The organism is Niastella sp. sgz303648 (assembly GCF_059587045.1).
In genome coordinates this window covers 329,764-346,693 of the sequence record NZ_JCAPSW010000007.1, presented here as the reverse complement: position 1 = coordinate 346,693, position 16,930 = coordinate 329,764, and the positions used below count along the sequence as shown (strand labels likewise).

The following is a 16,930-nucleotide window of genomic DNA, read 5'->3' as shown; positions in this document are numbered from 1 at the left end:
CAGCATGAACAAAATATTGGCTTCAAAACTCTGGTGGTTGTTTTTACTGATCGTACTGGTGGGCATTAATTACCTGGCCTCGAAACTGCATACCCGCATCGACCTCACCCAGGAAAAAAGATACACCTTATCACCCGCCACCAAAAAATTACTGAAAGGCTTGCACGATAAAGTGGGCATTACGGTTTTGCTTACCGGTGATATGCCGGCAGGGTTTAAAAAATTAAGCAACAGCACCCAGGAAATGCTGCAGGAGTTTAAAGAGCTTGCAGGAAATAATATCCAGTTTAAATTCGAAAAACCCGGCGAAGGCCTGAGCGATACCGCAAAGGAAAAAATGCAGCTGAGGCTCGATAGCCTCGGACTGAAACCTACCAATGTTAAAGTGCAGGCCAAAGCAGGCGAATCGCACGAAGAAAGATTGGTTTATCCCGGCGCCCTTGTAAAATATAAAGACCGCGAAGTGGCGGTTGACCTGCTGCAGGGCCAGGATATGACCGGCGGCGTTGCCTCGCTCAACAATGCAGAAGCGTTACTGGAATATAAGTTTGCCCGCACCATTCAAAAAATTACGGCCGATACAGTGCCCGCCATCGGTTACCTCATCGACAACGGCGAACCGCTTACCTATAATGTATTCGATTTAATCGACAGAACCCTGAAGCAGGAATACCGTTTTGGTTTTGTACCCATCGACAGCGTGCCCGTGATTCCCCGTGTTTTTGATGCCCTGGTGATCGTAAAACCTACCAAAACATTCACTAATGAACAAAAACTGAAAATCGATCAGTACATCATGAATGGTGGTAAAGTAATGTGGCTGGTTGATAGGCTGTATGCTGAAATGGACAGCCTGATGCGTACACAAAGCGATTTTGTGGCTTTTGACCGAAACCTGAACCTCGACGATCTGTTATTTAAATACGGCGTGCGCATCAACGATAACCTGGTGCAGGACTTGCAGTGCGATAAGCTGCCACTGGTGGTAGGCAATTATGGCAATCAGCCGCAAATGCAGTTAATGCAATGGCCTTATTTTCCGGTGTTAAGCAGTTATTCAGGACATCCCATTGCAAAAAATCTTGATAATGTATTATCGATCTTTCCCAACTCCATCGATACCATAAAAAATAATATTCGAAAAACTGTTTTACTGGCTACTTCCGAACGATCACGCATCATAAGCACACCGGCCATTGTAACGCTCAACAGTATTAAAACCGAAGATGACCTGAAAACTTTTAATCAGAAGTATATTCCGGTTGCCGTATTGCTCGAAGGAAGATTTACCTCTTTATACACCAATCGCCTGTCGCCCGGCCAAATGGATACGATGGCCGGCATATATAAACAGCCGTTCAGGGCAGCCACCGAAAAAGAAGGGAAAATGATCGTGGTATCCGACGCCGATATTGTGGCCAATGTGGTAACGCAGCAACAGGGGCCTTTATATATGGGCTACAACCAGTTTACCAACTACCAGTACGCCAATAAAGATTTCTTTCTGAACTGTATTCAATACCTCACCGATTCGTCGGGCATTCTCGACACCCGGTCAAAAGATTTTACCCTCCGGTTACTCGATACCCAAAAAGTTCAGGAAGAAAAAAGCACCTGGCAGCTGATGAACATCGGTGCGCCCATTGTGCTGGTGCTGCTGTTTGGGGCTGTTTATCAGCAGGTGCGCAAGCGGAAATACCAGGGAGTTGTAAATAATAAGTTGTAAGTAATAAGTTATAAGTAATAAGTTATAAGTAATAAGTAAGGCAGAACGCAAAACGCCGAACGCTTAACGCGCGGGAAGCTTGAAAATTAATTTGTGAGCCTGAGTTTAAGGGACTTATCACTTACGACCTACAACTTACAACTAAAGCGTATCTTTGCCGACCATTAACATTGACATGACAGCTGAGCAGATTACGTTCATTACGTTTGGAAGTTTATTGGTACTGGCATTGGCATTTGACCTGGGATTGCTGAGTAAAAAAACTTCAGAAATTACCATTCGGAAAGCTATTTTGCAAACAGCCTTTTGGGTATCGCTGGCCATGTTATTTTTCGGTTTTTTGTGGTGGCAAAACGGCCACAACATTGCTCTTAAATACATCAGTGCATACCTGATGGAGTGGTCGCTGAGCATCGACAACATCTTTGTGTTCATTTTAATCTTCGGTTTTTTTCGCGTTAAGCAAAAATTTTATGCACGGGTGCTGCTGATAGGCATATTAATGGCCATCGTGTTTCGTATTGGATTTATTTCAATTGGAATAGGCCTGGTGCAACGATTTGAATGGATCCTGTACATATTCGGGGCCATTCTTGTTTATACCGGTATTTCAATGTTCAGGGCCAATCATGAAGAAGAAGCCGACCTCGAAAATAACCGGGTATACAAATTGCTGAAACGCGTTTTACCCATAACACCCGATGATGGCGGCGGAAAATGGACAATACGCACAGCAGGAAAAAAATATTATACAAGTTTGTTTGTGGTAGTAGTAATGCTGGCCACAACCGATATTGTTTTTGCGCTTGATTCAATTCCGGCGGTATTTGCCATTTCGCCCGAGCCGCTGGTGGTGTTTACTTCTAATATTTTTGCCGTATTGGGTTTACGTTCCCTGTTTTTTTTACTGAAAGGCGCAGCCAGCAAATTTGCACATTTACAACAGGGTATTGCCATTGTGTTGATTTTTATCGGATGCAAAATGCTGGCAGAGATTTTTCATATTGAAATACCAGTATATATATCATTGCTCGTGATCGTTACCTGCATTGCAGCTTCAATAATTTATTCCGTTACCGTCAGCAACCGCAACAACGAAAACAAACAGAACGATGCAGGAATGAACCGGGAAATTCACTGATCAATTTAACCGGGTGAAATACTTTATTGACAATATTGCTTCGGTAGTAAAAGGAAAGATGCTTGTTAAGCACGACAATGCATTGATTGAACATTTGCTGATCGATAGCCGTAAGCTCATTTTTCCGCAAACCTCTTTATTCTTTGCTTTAAAAGGCCCCCGCCGCGACGGGCATACGTTTATTGATCACCTGTACGAAAAAGGCGTTCGCAACTTTGTGGTAAGTGATGTGATAGATATCAGTCACATGCCCGGGGCGAATTTGCTGCACGTGAACGATACCCTGCAGGCATTGCAGGCGCTGGTAGCCCGGCATCGCAAACAGTTTACCATTCCGGTCATAGGCATTACCGGCAGTAATGGCAAAACCATTGTAAAGGAATGGCTGAACCAGTTGCTCGAAGAACAATACTCCATCATTCGCAGTCCTAAAAGTTATAACTCGCAAATTGGAGTGCCATTGAGCGTTTGGCCCATGAATGAACAACATGAGCTGGCCATATTTGAAGCGGGTATTTCGCAACCCGATGAAATGGAACAGCTGCAAAAGATCATTCAACCAACTATTGGCATTTTTACCAATATCGGCGAGGCGCACAGCGAAGGTTTTGTAAACCTGCGGCAAAAAGTAAATGAAAAAATGCGTTTGTTCACCCATGTGCAAACGCTGATATATTGCAAAGACGATCATGAAATAAACGGTGGTGTGGCCGGTTTATGGCAACAACTGCCCAATAACAAACGCTTTGAAATTTTTAGCTGGAGTACGGTAACCGATGCTACCCTGCAGATAAGCAACATTGTAAAAGAAGGGGCTAAAACCACCATTATTGCCACTTATCAGCAGGAAACTATTTCCATTACAATCCCCTTTACCGATAATGCTTCGGTTGAAAATGCCATTCATTGCTGGTGTGTACTGCTGCATTTGCAGGTACCCCAGGCTGTTATTGAGCGCAACATGTTGCAACTGGGGCCGGTAGCCATGCGGCTTGAGCTGAAAAAAGGCATCAACAACTGCTCTGTTATAAACGACAGTTACAGCGCCGATTTGAGCTCCTTCAACATTGCCCTTGATTTTTTAAGCCAGCAGCAACAGCATGAAAAACGAACCGTTATTCTTTCAGATATTTTGCAAAGCGGACGAAGCGAAAAAGATCTGTATACCGAAGTAGCGCGGTCGCTGCAGCAACGAAAGATAAACAGGCTGATTGGCATTGGAGAACGCATAACACATCACAGCAATATTTTTCAGGCAGCCGGTATTCCCGAGCAGTCTTTTTATTTGTCGGTTGAGGCGTTTAAAAAAGAAATGAGTCATTTGCCTTTTAAAGATGAAACCATTTTATTAAAAGGCGCCCGAATATTTGAACTGGAACAAATCGACCGGTTGCTTGAGCAAAAAGTGCATCAGACCGTACTTGAAATTGACCTCACCGCGGTAGCGCACAACCTGAAGCAGTTTCAAAAATTGCTGCAGCCTTCTACCGGAATAATGGCCATGGTTAAAGCTTTTTCGTATGGCAGCGGCAGTTATGAAATTGCCAATATATTGCAGTTTCATAAAGTCGATTACCTGGCGGTAGCCTATGCCGATGAAGGAGTTGAGTTAAGAAAGGGCGGCATTAACCTGCCCATTATGGTCATGAACCCCGACGAAAGCACCTTTGATGTGCTGCTGCAGTACGACCTTGAGCCCGACTTGTATTCGCCGGGCATACTGGCATTGTTTGAAGATTTTGTTAAAAAACAGGGCATTCAGCAGTTTCCCGTTCATATTGAACTGGAAACAGGCATGAACCGGCTGGGATTTTCCATGGCCGATTTGCCGGTGCTGATCGATGCTCTTCGAACGCCCTGTTTTAAGGTGCAGACTGTTTTTACCCACCTCGCAGCCAGCGAAGAGCCGCAACATGATGCCTTTACGCAGCAACAGGGCACTTTGTATATGCAGATGGCAGAACAACTACAGGCCGTTTTGCCCTATCAGTTCATCAGGCATATCAGCAATACCGCCGCCATCGTGCGCCACCCGCAATGGCAGCTCGATATGGTAAGATTAGGTATTGGTTTATACGGAGGCGACAGCAGCGGGGAAAACCGGCTCGATCTGCGCGAGGTTTCGACCCTGAAATCAACCATTGCGCAAATTAAGCAGCTGAAAGAAGGTGAAACGGTAAGCTATGGCCGTAAGGGTGTGATAACCAAAGATACCCGCATTGCAACTGTGCGCATTGGTTATGCCGATGGTTATCCGCGCCGACTGGGACATGGGGCCGGAAAAATGTGGGTGAACGGGCATCTGGCGCCAGTAGTTGGAACTGTTTGCATGGATATGACCATGATTGATATTACTCAAATTTCACATGTTCAGGAAGGCGATGAGGTAATTTTATTTGGCAGCGACCTGCCGGTAAAACAGGTGGCCCACTGGGCGCAAACAATTCCCTACGAGTTGATGGCCGGTATATCGCAAAGAGTGAAAAGGGTGTATTTTGAGGAGTAGAACATAGAACTTGGAAAAGAACAAAACATTATCTTTGGAAACTAAATTTTAGCGTAGTGAAGATCAGAACAGTTGCACTTGTAATATTAGCGATCATCGTCGCCGATCAGGCTTTAAAAATATGGGTGAAAACCAGTATGAACTATGGTCAGCAGATTTATTTGCTGGGCCGTTTTTTACGCCTCTACTTTATCGAAAATGAAGGGATGGCGTGGGGCTGGAAATTTGGCGGCGATTGGGGTAAACTGGCCCTTACCGTTTTTCGACTGATAGCTGTAATATTTGGGGTGTTTTATATCAAAAGCATTGTACAGAAAAAATATCACCGCGGTTTTATTCTGTGTGTTGCCATGATATTCGCCGGCGCCCTGGGAAATTTGATCGACAGCATGTTTTATGGAATGATATTCTCCCGCAGTGATGACGGATTACCTCTGGCTCAGTTGTTTCCACATGCCGGTGGTTATGCCGGTTTTTTACACGGCAAAGTGGTTGATATGATTTATGCCCCCATCATTGAAAATAAAACATTGCCTTCCTGGATACCTTTCTGGGGTGGCGAACGCTTCACCTTTTTCTCGCCCATCTTCAACATAGCCGATGCTTCAATTTCGGTAGGTGTGATTGCTATACTGATCTTTCAACGCAGGTTCTTCAAAAAGAATCCGCTCGAAGAATCAACATCTCTTGAAACCAGCACGCCTGTAAAAGATACAGTGCAGGTGTCGTAGATAAAAACTGAATAGTGAATTTTTAATAATGAATGTCGAAGTGAATAGCTTCGACATTTTTTTTACTCTTAGTGTCTGAAAAAAAATGTGCCGCGGGTATTAACCGCGGCACATTTGTTTTCAGAATGCCTGTGATTTAACCACAACCACAAACTTCAAACTAACTATATTTTACCTACCATTTTAGCGGGATCAACCCATTCGTCGAATTGTTCGGGTGTTACATAGCCAAGCTTTACAGCCATTTCTTTTAAGGTAGTGCCTTCTTTATGGGCCTTTTGAGCTATTTCGGCTGCTTTGTAATATCCGATCTTTGTATTGAGCGAAGTAACCAGCATCAATGAATTATCAACGTGCTTTTTAATATTGGCTGCAATGGGTTCAAGGCCAACAGCACATTTATCGTTGAAGCTTACACAACCATCGCCGATAAGACGGGCGCTGTGTAAAAAGTTATAGATCATTACCGGTTTAAATACATTCAGCTCAAAGTGACCATTAGCACCACCGATGTTAATAGCTACATCGTTGCCCATTACCTGTGCGGCGATCATGGTTAACGCTTCGCACTGGGTTGGATTTACTTTACCCGGCATGATAGAAGAACCCGGTTCGTTATCGGGAATAAACAATTCGCCGATACCGCTTCTGGGGCCCGAAGAAAGCATGCGAATATCGTTGGCGATCTTCATCAGGCTTACGGCAATTGTTTTTAAGGCGCCATGCGCTTCAACAATGGCGTCGTGGGCTGCCAGCGCTTCGAATTTATTTTCAGCAGTAACAAAAGGCAAGCCGGTTAAAGCGGCAATATGTTTGGCTACATTTTCACTATAATTGTCGGGGGTGTTTATGCCTGTACCAACAGCGGTACCACCAAGCGCCAGCTCGCTTAAATGCGCCAGGGTGTTTTTTATGGCGCGCAATCCATGATTCAGTTGTGATACATAACCGCTGAATTCCTGTCCTACGGTAAGCGGCGTGGCATCCATAAAATGCGTACGGCCGATCTTTACCACGTTCATGAATTTTTTGCTTTTTTCGGACAGGGTATTGCGCAGCAATTCGATACCGGGAATGGTAGTTTCGATAAGAATTTTGTAAGCCGCAATGTGCATGGCGGTAGGAAAGGTATCGTTGCTCGATTGCGATTTATTTACATCATCGTTCGGATGCAGAAATTTTTCTTTATCGGTTAATTTACCGCCTTTTACTACATGTCCGCGATAAGCTATCACTTCATTTACGTTCATGTTCGACTGGGTACCGGAACCGGTTTGCCAAACTACCAGGGGAAAATAAGCATCGAGTTTGCCTTCGAGAATTTCATCGGCAATCTGACCAATGAGGTCGCTTTTTTCTTTGGGCAACACGCCGGCCTCGAAATTGGTAATGGCGGCGGCTTTTTTCAGGTAAGCAAATGCCCGGATGATCTCTTTTGGCATTTTATTGATATCCTGAGCAATTTTAAAATTGTCGATACTGCGCTGTGTTTGTGCGCCGTACAGGGCATCGGCAGGAACCTGCACTTCTCCCATGGTATCTTTTTCTATCCGGTATTCCATATATAAAAATTTGTGGTGCAAATTTAGGAGAATGAAGGCAAATGGGGGATGTTGCAAATCAGGCCAATGACCTGTATTTGTCATTGAAATGGTTTGATTGTTTGATGGATTGATTGTTAGATGGTTGAATGGCAAACTACCTGAGACATGAACTGCTTAAACCGCGAAGCTAACCATCGATCCATCAAACAATTTAGCAATCCTTAACATGACTCATTTGAATAATTTGGAGGATATGACTTATTTGACTGAGTTGAACTATCTGACGATGAGTTCGCTTTTCAGCACAATATTCTCATACGGAACATCCTGTCCGGCGCTTTTTTTGTCGATCAGGCGGAATAATAATTCGGAGGCGCTTACGCCCTGATCGTAGGGGAATTGTTCAACCGAAGCCAGTGGCGGGTAATCAACATACTGTGTAACAGGTACGTTGGCATAGCTTACAAAGCTGATGTCTTTATTGATGATCATTTTTTTCTGGCGGGCATATTGAATGGCATCGAGGGTTACATAGTCGTTAAAAGAAAGTATGGCGGTAGGTTTTTTTCGTTGCTGCATCAATGTATCGAAGGCTTTTTGCGTACCGGCGGCCGACAAATCGGTGCTTACAATAAGTGATTCATCTATGAGGAGCTTATTTTTCTTATGCGCTTCGATATAGCCGTTCAGCCGCTCGTTTTTCATGTTCAGGGTAGGAGGGCCCTGCAGGTAGCCGATCCGTTTATGTCCTTTTTTGATCAGCCATTCCACCGCTTCAACCGAGCTGTCGTATAAATTACAACTTACCGAATAAATATCTTTTACATCGGGAACGCGATCGAAGAACACTACCGGTATATCATAGTTTTTCATTTGTTCAAAATGATCGATATGGGTGGTGCTGCTCGAAATAGAGGCCAGAATGCCATCTACACGGTGGTTCTTCATCGACTCTACCAGCTTTTGCTCGCGTTCAAGATTATCGTGGCTCTGCCCAATGAGAACGATATTATTGTGGTCGAGCGCTACTTCTTCAATGCCGTTGATGGCGGCTGAAAAAAATTCTTCACGCAGGTTAGGTACCACCAGGCCGATGGTAAATGTTTTACGCTGTTTGAAAAAAATAGCTGTTTGATTGGGTTCGTAATTCAGTTCGGCAGCCAGTTTTTTTACAGCCATTTTGGTGCGTAAGCCAATGCTGGGATGATCGTGTAATGCGCGCGACACAGTTGAGGCCGATATATTCAGGCGGCGGGCAATTTCTTTTATAGTGGGCAGTTTTTTTTCCATGATGCTGTTTGCCGGGTTTGGCGAATTGATTGCTGAACCCGAAGATAAACAATGCAATTGAAGCATCGGAAGGCAAACGATTGCACAGAAATAGTCAATGGTGAATGGTCAATGGTCAATGGACAATAGGCAATAGGCAATGGTCAATAGCAAAAGGGTTTTGTGAACTGAAGAACCACAAACTTCAAACTACAAACCACAAACTTACCTGCCAGTGAAATTCGGTTTTCGTTTTTCAAGAAACGCAGCTGCTCCTTCCTTCATGTCTTCGGTGCCAAAGCATTCGCCAAACAAATTAATTTCTTCGTTAAATCCGTTCTTGCTGTTGTCGAAGGCGGCATTGGCGCATTGAATGCAACGGCCAACTGCCAACGGCGCTTTGGTATTTGCCACATCGAGAATTGAACGTGCTTTGGCAAGCAGCTCTTCCTGCGGCACCACATAATTCACCAAACCGTATTGCAGCGCTGTAGCGGCATCGAGCATGTTGCCGGTGATCAGCAGTTCTATGGCCCTTCCCTTGCCAATTAACCGGGTTAAGCGCTGTGTGCCTCCGTAACCGGGTATTAAACCCAGATTTACTTCGGGCTGACCGAACCGCGCATTTTCTGAAGCGATCCTGAAATGACAGGCCATGGCCAGTTCGCAACCACCGCCGAGGGCAAATCCGTTTACAGCGGCAATAACCGGTTTGGGCGAATCTTCAATTTTATTGAAAATATTATGGCCTCTTCTTGCCAGGTCCATTCCTTCCTCGTGTTTCAATCCCTGAAATTCGCTGATATCGGCCCCGGCTACAAATGCTTTGACGCCCGAACCGGTGATAATGGCCGATCTTATGTCAGCATTTTTATATACTTCGTCTATAGCATCGCTTAATTCGTCCATTACCGTTTTGTTAATTGCATTCATTTTGTCGGGCCGGTTGATGGTAATGGTGCAGATGTGATTTTCAGTTTGAACAAGCAGGGTTTGATACATGATAGTGGCTTTTTTCAAAAATAGGATTTTTGCCACGTATTCATGTGTGCCGCCTTCGACTACGCTCAGGATACAGGTCCTTCGACTGCGCTCAGGATATTATGGGGTAATGAACGTGAAAACCATCAGCGTCTTGATTAAGAAACGTATTTTTGGCTCCTTAAAATTGTTGCTTGCATGAATCAGAAATTGAACCGGCCACTACGGGTATTGGTAGCCAAGGTGGGGCTCGATGGCCACGACCGGGGCGCTAAAGTAATTGCTACTGCATTACGCGATGCCGGTATGGAAGTTATTTATACAGGCCTTCGTCAAACACCCGAAATGGTGGTGAATGCCGCCCTGCAGGAAGACGTAGATGCTATTGGTATCAGTATTCTTTCGGGCGCCCATATGACCGTTTTTCCGAAAGTAGTGGCTTTGATGAAAGAAAAGGGTATGGAAGATGTATTGCTTACAGGAGGCGGTATTATACCCGAAGAAGATATGCAGCAACTGAATGCAATGGGAGTAGGTAAACTGTTTGCGCCGGGAACGGCTACCAAAGAAATTGCCGATTATATTGCAGACTGGGTAAGCGCACACCGCGATTTTTAAAATCAATAAGCAACAGGCAATTGACAATAAGCAAAAAATAAAAAAGCAATAAGCAATTGACAAAAATATAAAGCAGAATACAGTTGCCAATTGCTTATTGCCTATTGCCGGTTGGGCTAAAGTTGTTGCAGTACGAGATTGATCCTGTTAATAGTTTCTTCTTTACCAATGATGGCTGCAATTTCAAACACGCCGGGGCCGTATTTGCCACCTACCAGCATAATGCGTAAAGGCATCAGCACATCGCCGGGTTTAATTTGTTTGGCTGCAGCCAGCTCTTTAAAACCCTTTTCAAGATCTGCCGCTTCCCAGGTTGTTGTTTGTTGCAGATAATTTATTACATCAAAAAAGAACAGCTTTTTTGCTTCGTTCCATTTGGGTTTTATGGCATCCACATCCCATTGCTGCGGCGTTTGAAAAAAGAAACGCGCCTGTTCGTAAAAATCTGCAAGCAGGGTGCAGCGATCTTTTACTAAATTAATAACCTGAACCAGTTTGTTCTCATCTTCAATAGAAATATTTTGCTGTGCAAGGACATTTCTGACTTCTGACTTCAACCTTTCGGCTTCAGACTTCTTAATCCATTCGTGGTTGAACCATTTGGCTTTTTCAAAATCGAATTTCGCGCCGCCTTTGTGTACGCGCTCCATTGAAAATTTTTGAATCAGCTCATCGATGGTGAAAATTTCCTGGTCGGTGCCGTCATTCCATCCCAGCATGGCCAGCATGTTTATAAATGCTTCGGGTAAAAAGCCAAGCTCACGAAAACCTTTTGTAAGTTCATTTGCTTTTGGGTCCATCCAGTTCATGGCAAATACCGGAAAGCCCAAACGATCGCCATCACGCTTACTAAGCTTGCCATTTCCATCGGGTTTTAATATCAACGGAAGATGCGCCCATTGCGGCATATCCTGTTCCCAGCCCAGGTATTTCCATAATAAAATATGAACAGGTGCGCTTGGCAGCCACTCTTCACCCCTGAATGCATGCGTAATTTTCATTAAATAATCATCAACCACCACCGCAAGGTGATAGGTAGGCATGCCATCGGCTTTAAGCAATACCTTGTCATCTATCAGGCCGGTATGAAAACTCACTTCACCACGGATCATATCGGTAAATGTTACCGTTTCATTTTCGGGCATTAAAATGCGAATCACATGGGGGATACCGTCGCTCAGTAACCGCTGTGTTTCTTCGAAGGTAAGCGAAAGCGAATTGCGCATTTCCATTCGCACATTATGATCGTATTGTGGCGATGGGTTTTCGGCTGTTTTAAACCGTTCGCGCATAGTTTCCAGTTCCTGCGGGAGGTCGAAAGCATAATAAGCTTTTCCTTCCTGCACCAGCAACTCGGCATATTGCCTGTATAATTTTTTGCGTTCGCTTTGACGATAGGGAGCATATGGTCCGCCTGCCTGCGGACTTTCATCGGGTTGTAAACCGCACCATTTTAAACACTCGAAAATATATTCTTCGGCACCCTGTACAAAACGGGTTTGGTCGGTATCTTCAATACGCAACACAAATTCGCCGCCGTTCTGGCGGGCAAATAAATAATTATATAACACTGTTCTAACTCCACCTAAATGAAGTCCGCCTGTAGGGCTCGGCGCAAAACGAACTCTGACTTTTTTTGCCATAGAGCGCAAAGATAATATGTTCAAGGCACAAGGTTCAAGGCGCAGGAAAAAAGCTCAAGGCACAAGGTACAGGAAACCCGCCTCCGTTAAAGTATTAGCGACACGCGGCGGCGAACAAGCAAGGCACAGGTTGCGGATTACAGGTTTCAAGGTCCGGGGTCTGGCACCATGATCGCGTATTCAATGAAAAATTAAAAATGAGGAATGAGAAATGAAAAAGTAGGGGAACTGCAGTAAGGGTTCACTTTCTGATTCTTCATTTTTCATTTCTGATTTATCATTTCTGTATTGTGCCATCGTGCTTGCATCTTGCGCCTTCATCCTGTATCTTGTACCCGGTGCGCCCTGAACATTGTGCCTTGAATCCTGTACTTTGTAACTTTATATATTATGCCGAAGCCCCTGTTTGTCGTACTTTTTATTTTAATGTATAAGATACTTCCGGCGCAATTGACGTATCAAACATTGTATGTGGATTATGACAGTGCGTGGACATATAAAAATTTAAAAATTATTCCTATTCGTCCGAAAGGATTTGGCGGTGCGGCCAAAGTGGTTCCCGGTGTAATTACATTAAGCCAGGCGCTTGCAAAAGGATCGGTAAAAGTGAGTGAACGGGGATCGGCTTCTACCGAAAATGTGCATTGGTTACGTATTAATAATACTTCTGATCAACACGTTTTTATTGGTTCAGGCGAAATTATAATGGGTGGCCGGCAGGATAGGATGGTTGCAAAAGATACTATTTTACCGCCTTCGGCTTCGGATCAATATATTCCGGTTATGTGTGTTGAAGAAGGACGCTGGAGTGAAAAAGAAAAGAAATTCGCTTATAATAGCTATGCCAATCCCACCCTGCGAAAAATACTGGATCAATCGAAGAACCAGGTGCTTGTATGGAAAGAAATTTTATCTCAGTTAAATTATAGTGGTATCAACAGTCCTTCACTGGCCTATGCGGCCCACCGGGTCGATAAAAAATATACGCCCGAACAGGATGCGTATTACCAATACTTTTATAACAAATTCAAAAATAGCGATAGCACCGTTACCGGTATTGTATGTATAAGCGGCGACAAAGTAATTGGCTGTGATATATTTGCCGGTAATAATTTGTTGTACGGCGGGTTATCGCCTCTGCTGCATGGTTATATTGAAGAGGCTATTACGTTTGGCAATAAACCTGTAATTAAAGATGAAAAAGTAAAAGAATATCTGAATAATATATTGACTGACGAAACCACACAGGAAGCCTGGCTTAAAAAAAATGGTAAGGTTTATAAATACCACGATAAAGTGGTGCATATAACCGGGTACGCACAGTAATTTCAGTTATTTTTGTATTGAGGAAACGATCGCATGCTCTATTTTGTAAAAACTCCCTGGTGGCTGAAAAAGCTTTATCCGCGTTGTGTTTGGGACATACCCGTCAAAGAAAAAATTTTGTACCTCACATTTGACGATGGTCCCCACCCGGTAGTAACTCCGTTTGTACTAAACGCACTGAAACAATATAATGCAAAAGCTACCTTTTTTTGCATTGGAAAAAATGTAGCGGAACATCCTGATATTTACCGCACTATTTTTGATGAAGGTCACCGCGTTGGCAATCATACACTGAATCATTTAAACGGCTGGAAGGTCACCGACGAATTATATTTAAAAAATATTCTTGAAGCCGGTAAGTATATCGATTCGAATTTATTTCGCCCTCCATATGGCAAGATCACACGCTTTCAGGTAAAACTATTAACAGGCATTCGCAATTCACCGGTGAGCAGCAACTTTAAAATAATTATGTGGGATGTGCTGAGCGGCGATTTTGATATTGCGCTTACTGCCGAAACCTGCTCCCTAAACGTAATTAAAAATGCGCAACCGGGATCTGTAATTGTTTTTCACGATAGTGAGAAAGCTTTTCCACGATTAAAAGAAGCATTGCCAAAAACACTTGAACATTTTAGTAAGCTGGGCTACCGGTTCGAAGCTATCCGGCTGTAAAAATTACCCCTTGTACACAGGTGAGTTTTGCGACAGAATGTCCTTAAAAAAAGTTGGGCCTGGGTAGACACCCTGGCCCGTTTTTAATCCGTACCCTATGAAAACTGACTTAAAGGTATAAACTTTTTTGATTAATGCAAAGTAATTTCATGATCCACATTATTTACTGTAAAAATGGCCTTATTATCACAGGTTCCGGGCCCATAATCCAGCACTGCCACGGCGGCATTTCCCTTCTCCAGGGTAATGGTTCCCTTTGAAATCCACCGGCAGGCGTACCGTTTGACAAGTGGGGTGGTTATAATTGTTGACCATTGAAAGTATTTTCCGTCTTTCTGAACCGATCCGCTGGCTTGGCCTGTAATGGCAAAAACATCATCGATTGCCAGGGTAGGGGTAAGCATTCCATCTGTTTGACTGATGGTTTTTTCACTGTTCCACTCGCAGGCATTACCATTTGACTGGCTTAGTTTTGCATTGATAACCAATGTGGTATAGCTTTTTTTATCGATTGTGCCGGTGTTGGTTATTTTTTGCGTGCCTTCAACTTTTATATCATCTATATAATAACCGTCGAAAGTAAGCGTGGCCGAATTGCCCGGGTTTACGAGCCGGCCGGTATATACTATAATAATTTTTCCTTTGCGGGTTCTTCCATAACGATCGGTGCATCCGGCGCCAAAATCGATGGTTATTTGCAGCGGAAAGCGGGTAGCTGTGCTTAATTGAGTGATTGTCAATACATAACAAGTAGTCGAATCTACACCGGTGAGCCGGCTGGTACTGCCATCGGCGGCAGCGCTAACGTTCACACGGCCGAAAATACCGGTGCCGCCAATACCCACTTCGGAATTTACGCCCATGGCGTTATTGAAACCGTCATCAAATATTGATTCAGCCGTAGCATCTGTTTCGGCTGTGGCAGCAGCAAATTCTTCCTGGCCGGAAGCTCCGGCAGAGTTTTCCTGCTTTTTACAGGCCGAAAAAATAACGACTACTACAATAAAAGTAGCCAGTAACCTGGTTATCAGGCTGGGAGCAGTTTTCATAAAACAAATTAAGGGTATTTATGATAACTAATAACGCGGATATGACGCGCAACGGAGTAAATAGTTTAAAAGAATCATAATTTTTTTGAGAATTTTGCGCCTGATTATGAATATACAATTAATTGATACTCATTGCCATTTATACGGAAAGGATTTTACCGCAGACATTCAGGAGGTGATTCAGCGGGCTGAAAATGAAGGGGTTCAACGATTTTATTTGCCGGCTATAGATAGTGAAGTAATTGATGCCATGCTGAAGCTCGAAATAGATTTTCCCGGAAAATGTTTTGCCATGATGGGCCTGCATCCCTGTTCGGTAAAAGAAGATTTTGAAAAGGAACTGGAGCTGGTCAATGAATGGCTGAAAAAAAGAGCATTTGTAGCAGTGGGAGAAATTGGTCTTGATTATTATTGGGATAAAACCTTTGTAAAAGAGCAGCAACAGGCTTTTCACCGGCAAATTGAATGGGCTTTGCAGTACCACCTGCCCATTGTGATCCATTCCCGTGAATCGATGGATGATTGCATTCAAATTGTGCAGGAGCACCAGAAAGGTAATCTGGGAGGAATTTTTCATTGTTTTACCGGTACCCTGCAGGAAGCCCAAAAAATTATCGACGCCGGTTTTTACCTGGGCATCGGGGGCGTTGTAACTTATAAAAATACCCACTTGCGCGAGGTGATAAAAGAACTTTCGCTCGACCATATTGTGCTGGAAACCGATGCGCCGTACCTCACGCCGGTGCCTTTCAGGGGCAAACGTAACGAAAGCAGTTATTTAAAATATGTGGTTGAAAAGATTGCCGAGGTAAAAAATATGCCTGTTGAAGAGGTTGGGAGAATAACTACTGCGAATGCGAAAAAAATATTCGGGGAGTGAGTAGGGAAAATGTAAATTTGCTGCCCCCTGAAAAAATGGAGACTTGTCCGAGTGGTTGAATCCCGACTTTAGTCGGGACGGACACGTCGGGAGAAAGTGTGTAAACGGGAAACCGTATCGAGGGACAATGACAAAGAAATAAAAAAAGGAGACTTGTCCGAGTGGTTGAAGGAGCACGCCTGGAAAGTGTGTATACGGGAAACCGTATCGAGGGTTCGAATCCCTCAGTCTCCGCAGGTAATTAAGGCGTATAGTAGCATTAATAAAATCATGCTAATATGCCAACGCAAAAATTTTACGTGTATGTCCTTCAAAGTTTGAAGGACTTTTCTTTTTATGTGGGTCAATGTGATGATTTAGATAAACGGATGTCGAAACATTTTGATGGCTTTAGTAAATACACGGCTTCAAAAAGGCCTTTACGACTGGTGTACTTTGAAATGATGTATACCCGAAGTGAAGCAATTACAAGAGAGAAAGTTATCAAAAATCAAAAGAGTCGGATGTATATAGAAAAGTTAATTGAGGCCTGGCGAAATTCATGGTTTACTGAATAAATCAATATCATAGATATCCAATGCAAGTTCCCCTGGCTAATACAAAATCATTTTTTTATCCGCATAGACATTACTCAAAATTAATCTTTTTAATTACCTTGCTAACAGCCTTAAAATCAATGTATTTTGTAGATAAATTATTAATTTATAAATCTTCGGTTTGCATAAAAATTCATATAACACTTAATGCCTGGTGAAAGTGCAGTTCAATTCTATAACATTTATTTGATAATAAGTACCGAAAATAAAGGGTACCTTTCACACGTTATTCAAATTAAACCCGA

At 43.4% G+C, this 16,930-nt stretch carries 14 protein-coding genes and 1 tRNA gene; 10 read left to right on the top strand and 5 right to left on the bottom strand.

Translation table 11 applies throughout. The features are described from left to right. Positions 1 to 4 precede the first annotated feature (4 nt). From gldG to AC59IL_RS21810, 4 genes are all read left to right on the top strand, one after another. Positions 5 to 1,726, top strand: coding sequence for a gliding motility-associated ABC transporter substrate-binding protein GldG (gene gldG, locus AC59IL_RS21825; RefSeq protein WP_496554319.1), 1,722 nt, complete (start codon positions 5 to 7; stop codon positions 1,724 to 1,726). Between the two features lie 175 nt (positions 1,727 to 1,901). Further along, a complete protein-coding gene (locus tag AC59IL_RS21820) occupies positions 1,902 to 2,867 on the top strand; it encodes a TerC/Alx family metal homeostasis membrane protein (RefSeq protein ID WP_496554318.1) in 966 nt (321 codons plus the stop codon). A 13-nt stretch (positions 2,868 to 2,880) separates the two neighbouring features. Beyond that, positions 2,881 to 5,373, top strand: a complete 2,493-nt coding sequence (locus tag AC59IL_RS21815; protein ID WP_496554317.1) for a bifunctional UDP-N-acetylmuramoyl-tripeptide:D-alanyl-D-alanine ligase/alanine racemase — start codon at positions 2,881 to 2,883, stop codon at positions 5,371 to 5,373. A 56-nt stretch (positions 5,374 to 5,429) separates the two neighbouring features. Further along, positions 5,430 to 6,104 (top strand): lipoprotein signal peptidase, encoded by a 675-nt coding sequence (locus tag AC59IL_RS21810; RefSeq protein WP_496554316.1) that lies wholly within the window; start codon positions 5,430 to 5,432, stop codon positions 6,102 to 6,104. 164 nt (positions 6,105 to 6,268) lie between these two features. On the opposite strand, the gene fumC is transcribed toward AC59IL_RS21810, so the two are convergent. The 3 genes from fumC to AC59IL_RS21795 form a co-directional block, all read right to left on the bottom strand. Then, entirely contained in the window at positions 6,269 to 7,666 is a 1,398-nt protein-coding gene (fumC, locus tag AC59IL_RS21805) for a class II fumarate hydratase (protein WP_496554315.1), read from the bottom strand. A gap of 258 nt (positions 7,667 to 7,924) precedes the next feature. After that, positions 7,925 to 8,938, bottom strand: a complete 1,014-nt coding sequence (locus tag AC59IL_RS21800; RefSeq protein ID WP_496554314.1) for a LacI family DNA-binding transcriptional regulator — start codon at positions 8,936 to 8,938, stop codon at positions 7,925 to 7,927. Between the two features lie 204 nt (positions 8,939 to 9,142). Continuing rightward, entirely contained in the window at positions 9,143 to 9,937 is a 795-nt protein-coding gene (locus tag AC59IL_RS21795; protein WP_496554313.1) for an enoyl-CoA hydratase/isomerase family protein, read from the bottom strand. Positions 9,938 to 10,096: 159 nt separating this feature from the next. Between AC59IL_RS21795 and AC59IL_RS21790 the strand changes: the two genes are divergently transcribed. Continuing rightward, the gene (locus tag AC59IL_RS21790) at positions 10,097 to 10,516 is read left to right on the top strand and encodes a cobalamin B12-binding domain-containing protein (RefSeq protein ID WP_496554312.1); all 420 of its coding nucleotides are present in this window, start codon (positions 10,097 to 10,099) and stop codon (positions 10,514 to 10,516) included. A gap of 116 nt (positions 10,517 to 10,632) precedes the next feature. On the opposite strand, the gene gltX is transcribed toward AC59IL_RS21790, so the two are convergent. Beyond that, positions 10,633 to 12,159 (bottom strand): glutamate--tRNA ligase, encoded by a 1,527-nt coding sequence (gene gltX, locus AC59IL_RS21785; protein ID WP_496554311.1) that lies wholly within the window; start codon positions 12,157 to 12,159, stop codon positions 10,633 to 10,635. Between the two features lie 390 nt (positions 12,160 to 12,549). On the opposite strand from gltX, the gene AC59IL_RS21780 reads away from it, so the two are divergent. Together AC59IL_RS21780 and AC59IL_RS21775 are read left to right on the top strand one after the other, a co-directional pair. Further along, the gene (locus AC59IL_RS21780; RefSeq protein WP_496554310.1) at positions 12,550 to 13,485 is read left to right on the top strand and encodes an ARPP-1 family domain-containing protein; all 936 of its coding nucleotides are present in this window, start codon (positions 12,550 to 12,552) and stop codon (positions 13,483 to 13,485) included. A gap of 33 nt (positions 13,486 to 13,518) precedes the next feature. Beyond that, positions 13,519 to 14,160 (top strand): polysaccharide deacetylase family protein, encoded by a 642-nt coding sequence (locus AC59IL_RS21775; protein ID WP_496554309.1) that lies wholly within the window; start codon positions 13,519 to 13,521, stop codon positions 14,158 to 14,160. A 131-nt stretch (positions 14,161 to 14,291) separates the two neighbouring features. Here the strand turns inward: AC59IL_RS21775 and AC59IL_RS21770 are convergent, their stop codons facing one another. Further along, on the bottom strand, positions 14,292 to 15,209 hold the full coding sequence (locus tag AC59IL_RS21770) for a hypothetical protein (protein WP_496554308.1): 918 nt from the start codon (positions 15,207 to 15,209) through the stop codon (positions 14,292 to 14,294). 106 nt (positions 15,210 to 15,315) lie between these two features. Here AC59IL_RS21770 and AC59IL_RS21765 point away from each other — a divergent pair, with 106 nt between their 5' ends. The 3 genes from AC59IL_RS21765 to AC59IL_RS21755 all read left to right on the top strand — a co-directional run bounded on the left by AC59IL_RS21765 (position 15,316) and on the right by AC59IL_RS21755 (position 16,646). Further along, a complete protein-coding gene (locus tag AC59IL_RS21765; RefSeq protein ID WP_496554307.1) occupies positions 15,316 to 16,089 on the top strand; it encodes a TatD family hydrolase in 774 nt (257 codons plus the stop codon). Positions 16,090 to 16,236: 147 nt separating this feature from the next. Beyond that, positions 16,237 to 16,323, top strand: a tRNA-Ser gene (locus AC59IL_RS21760). Positions 16,324 to 16,367: 44 nt separating this feature from the next. Beyond that, a complete protein-coding gene (locus tag AC59IL_RS21755) occupies positions 16,368 to 16,646 on the top strand; it encodes a GIY-YIG nuclease family protein (protein WP_496554306.1) in 279 nt (92 codons plus the stop codon). The last annotated feature ends 284 nt before the right edge of the window (positions 16,647 to 16,930 follow it).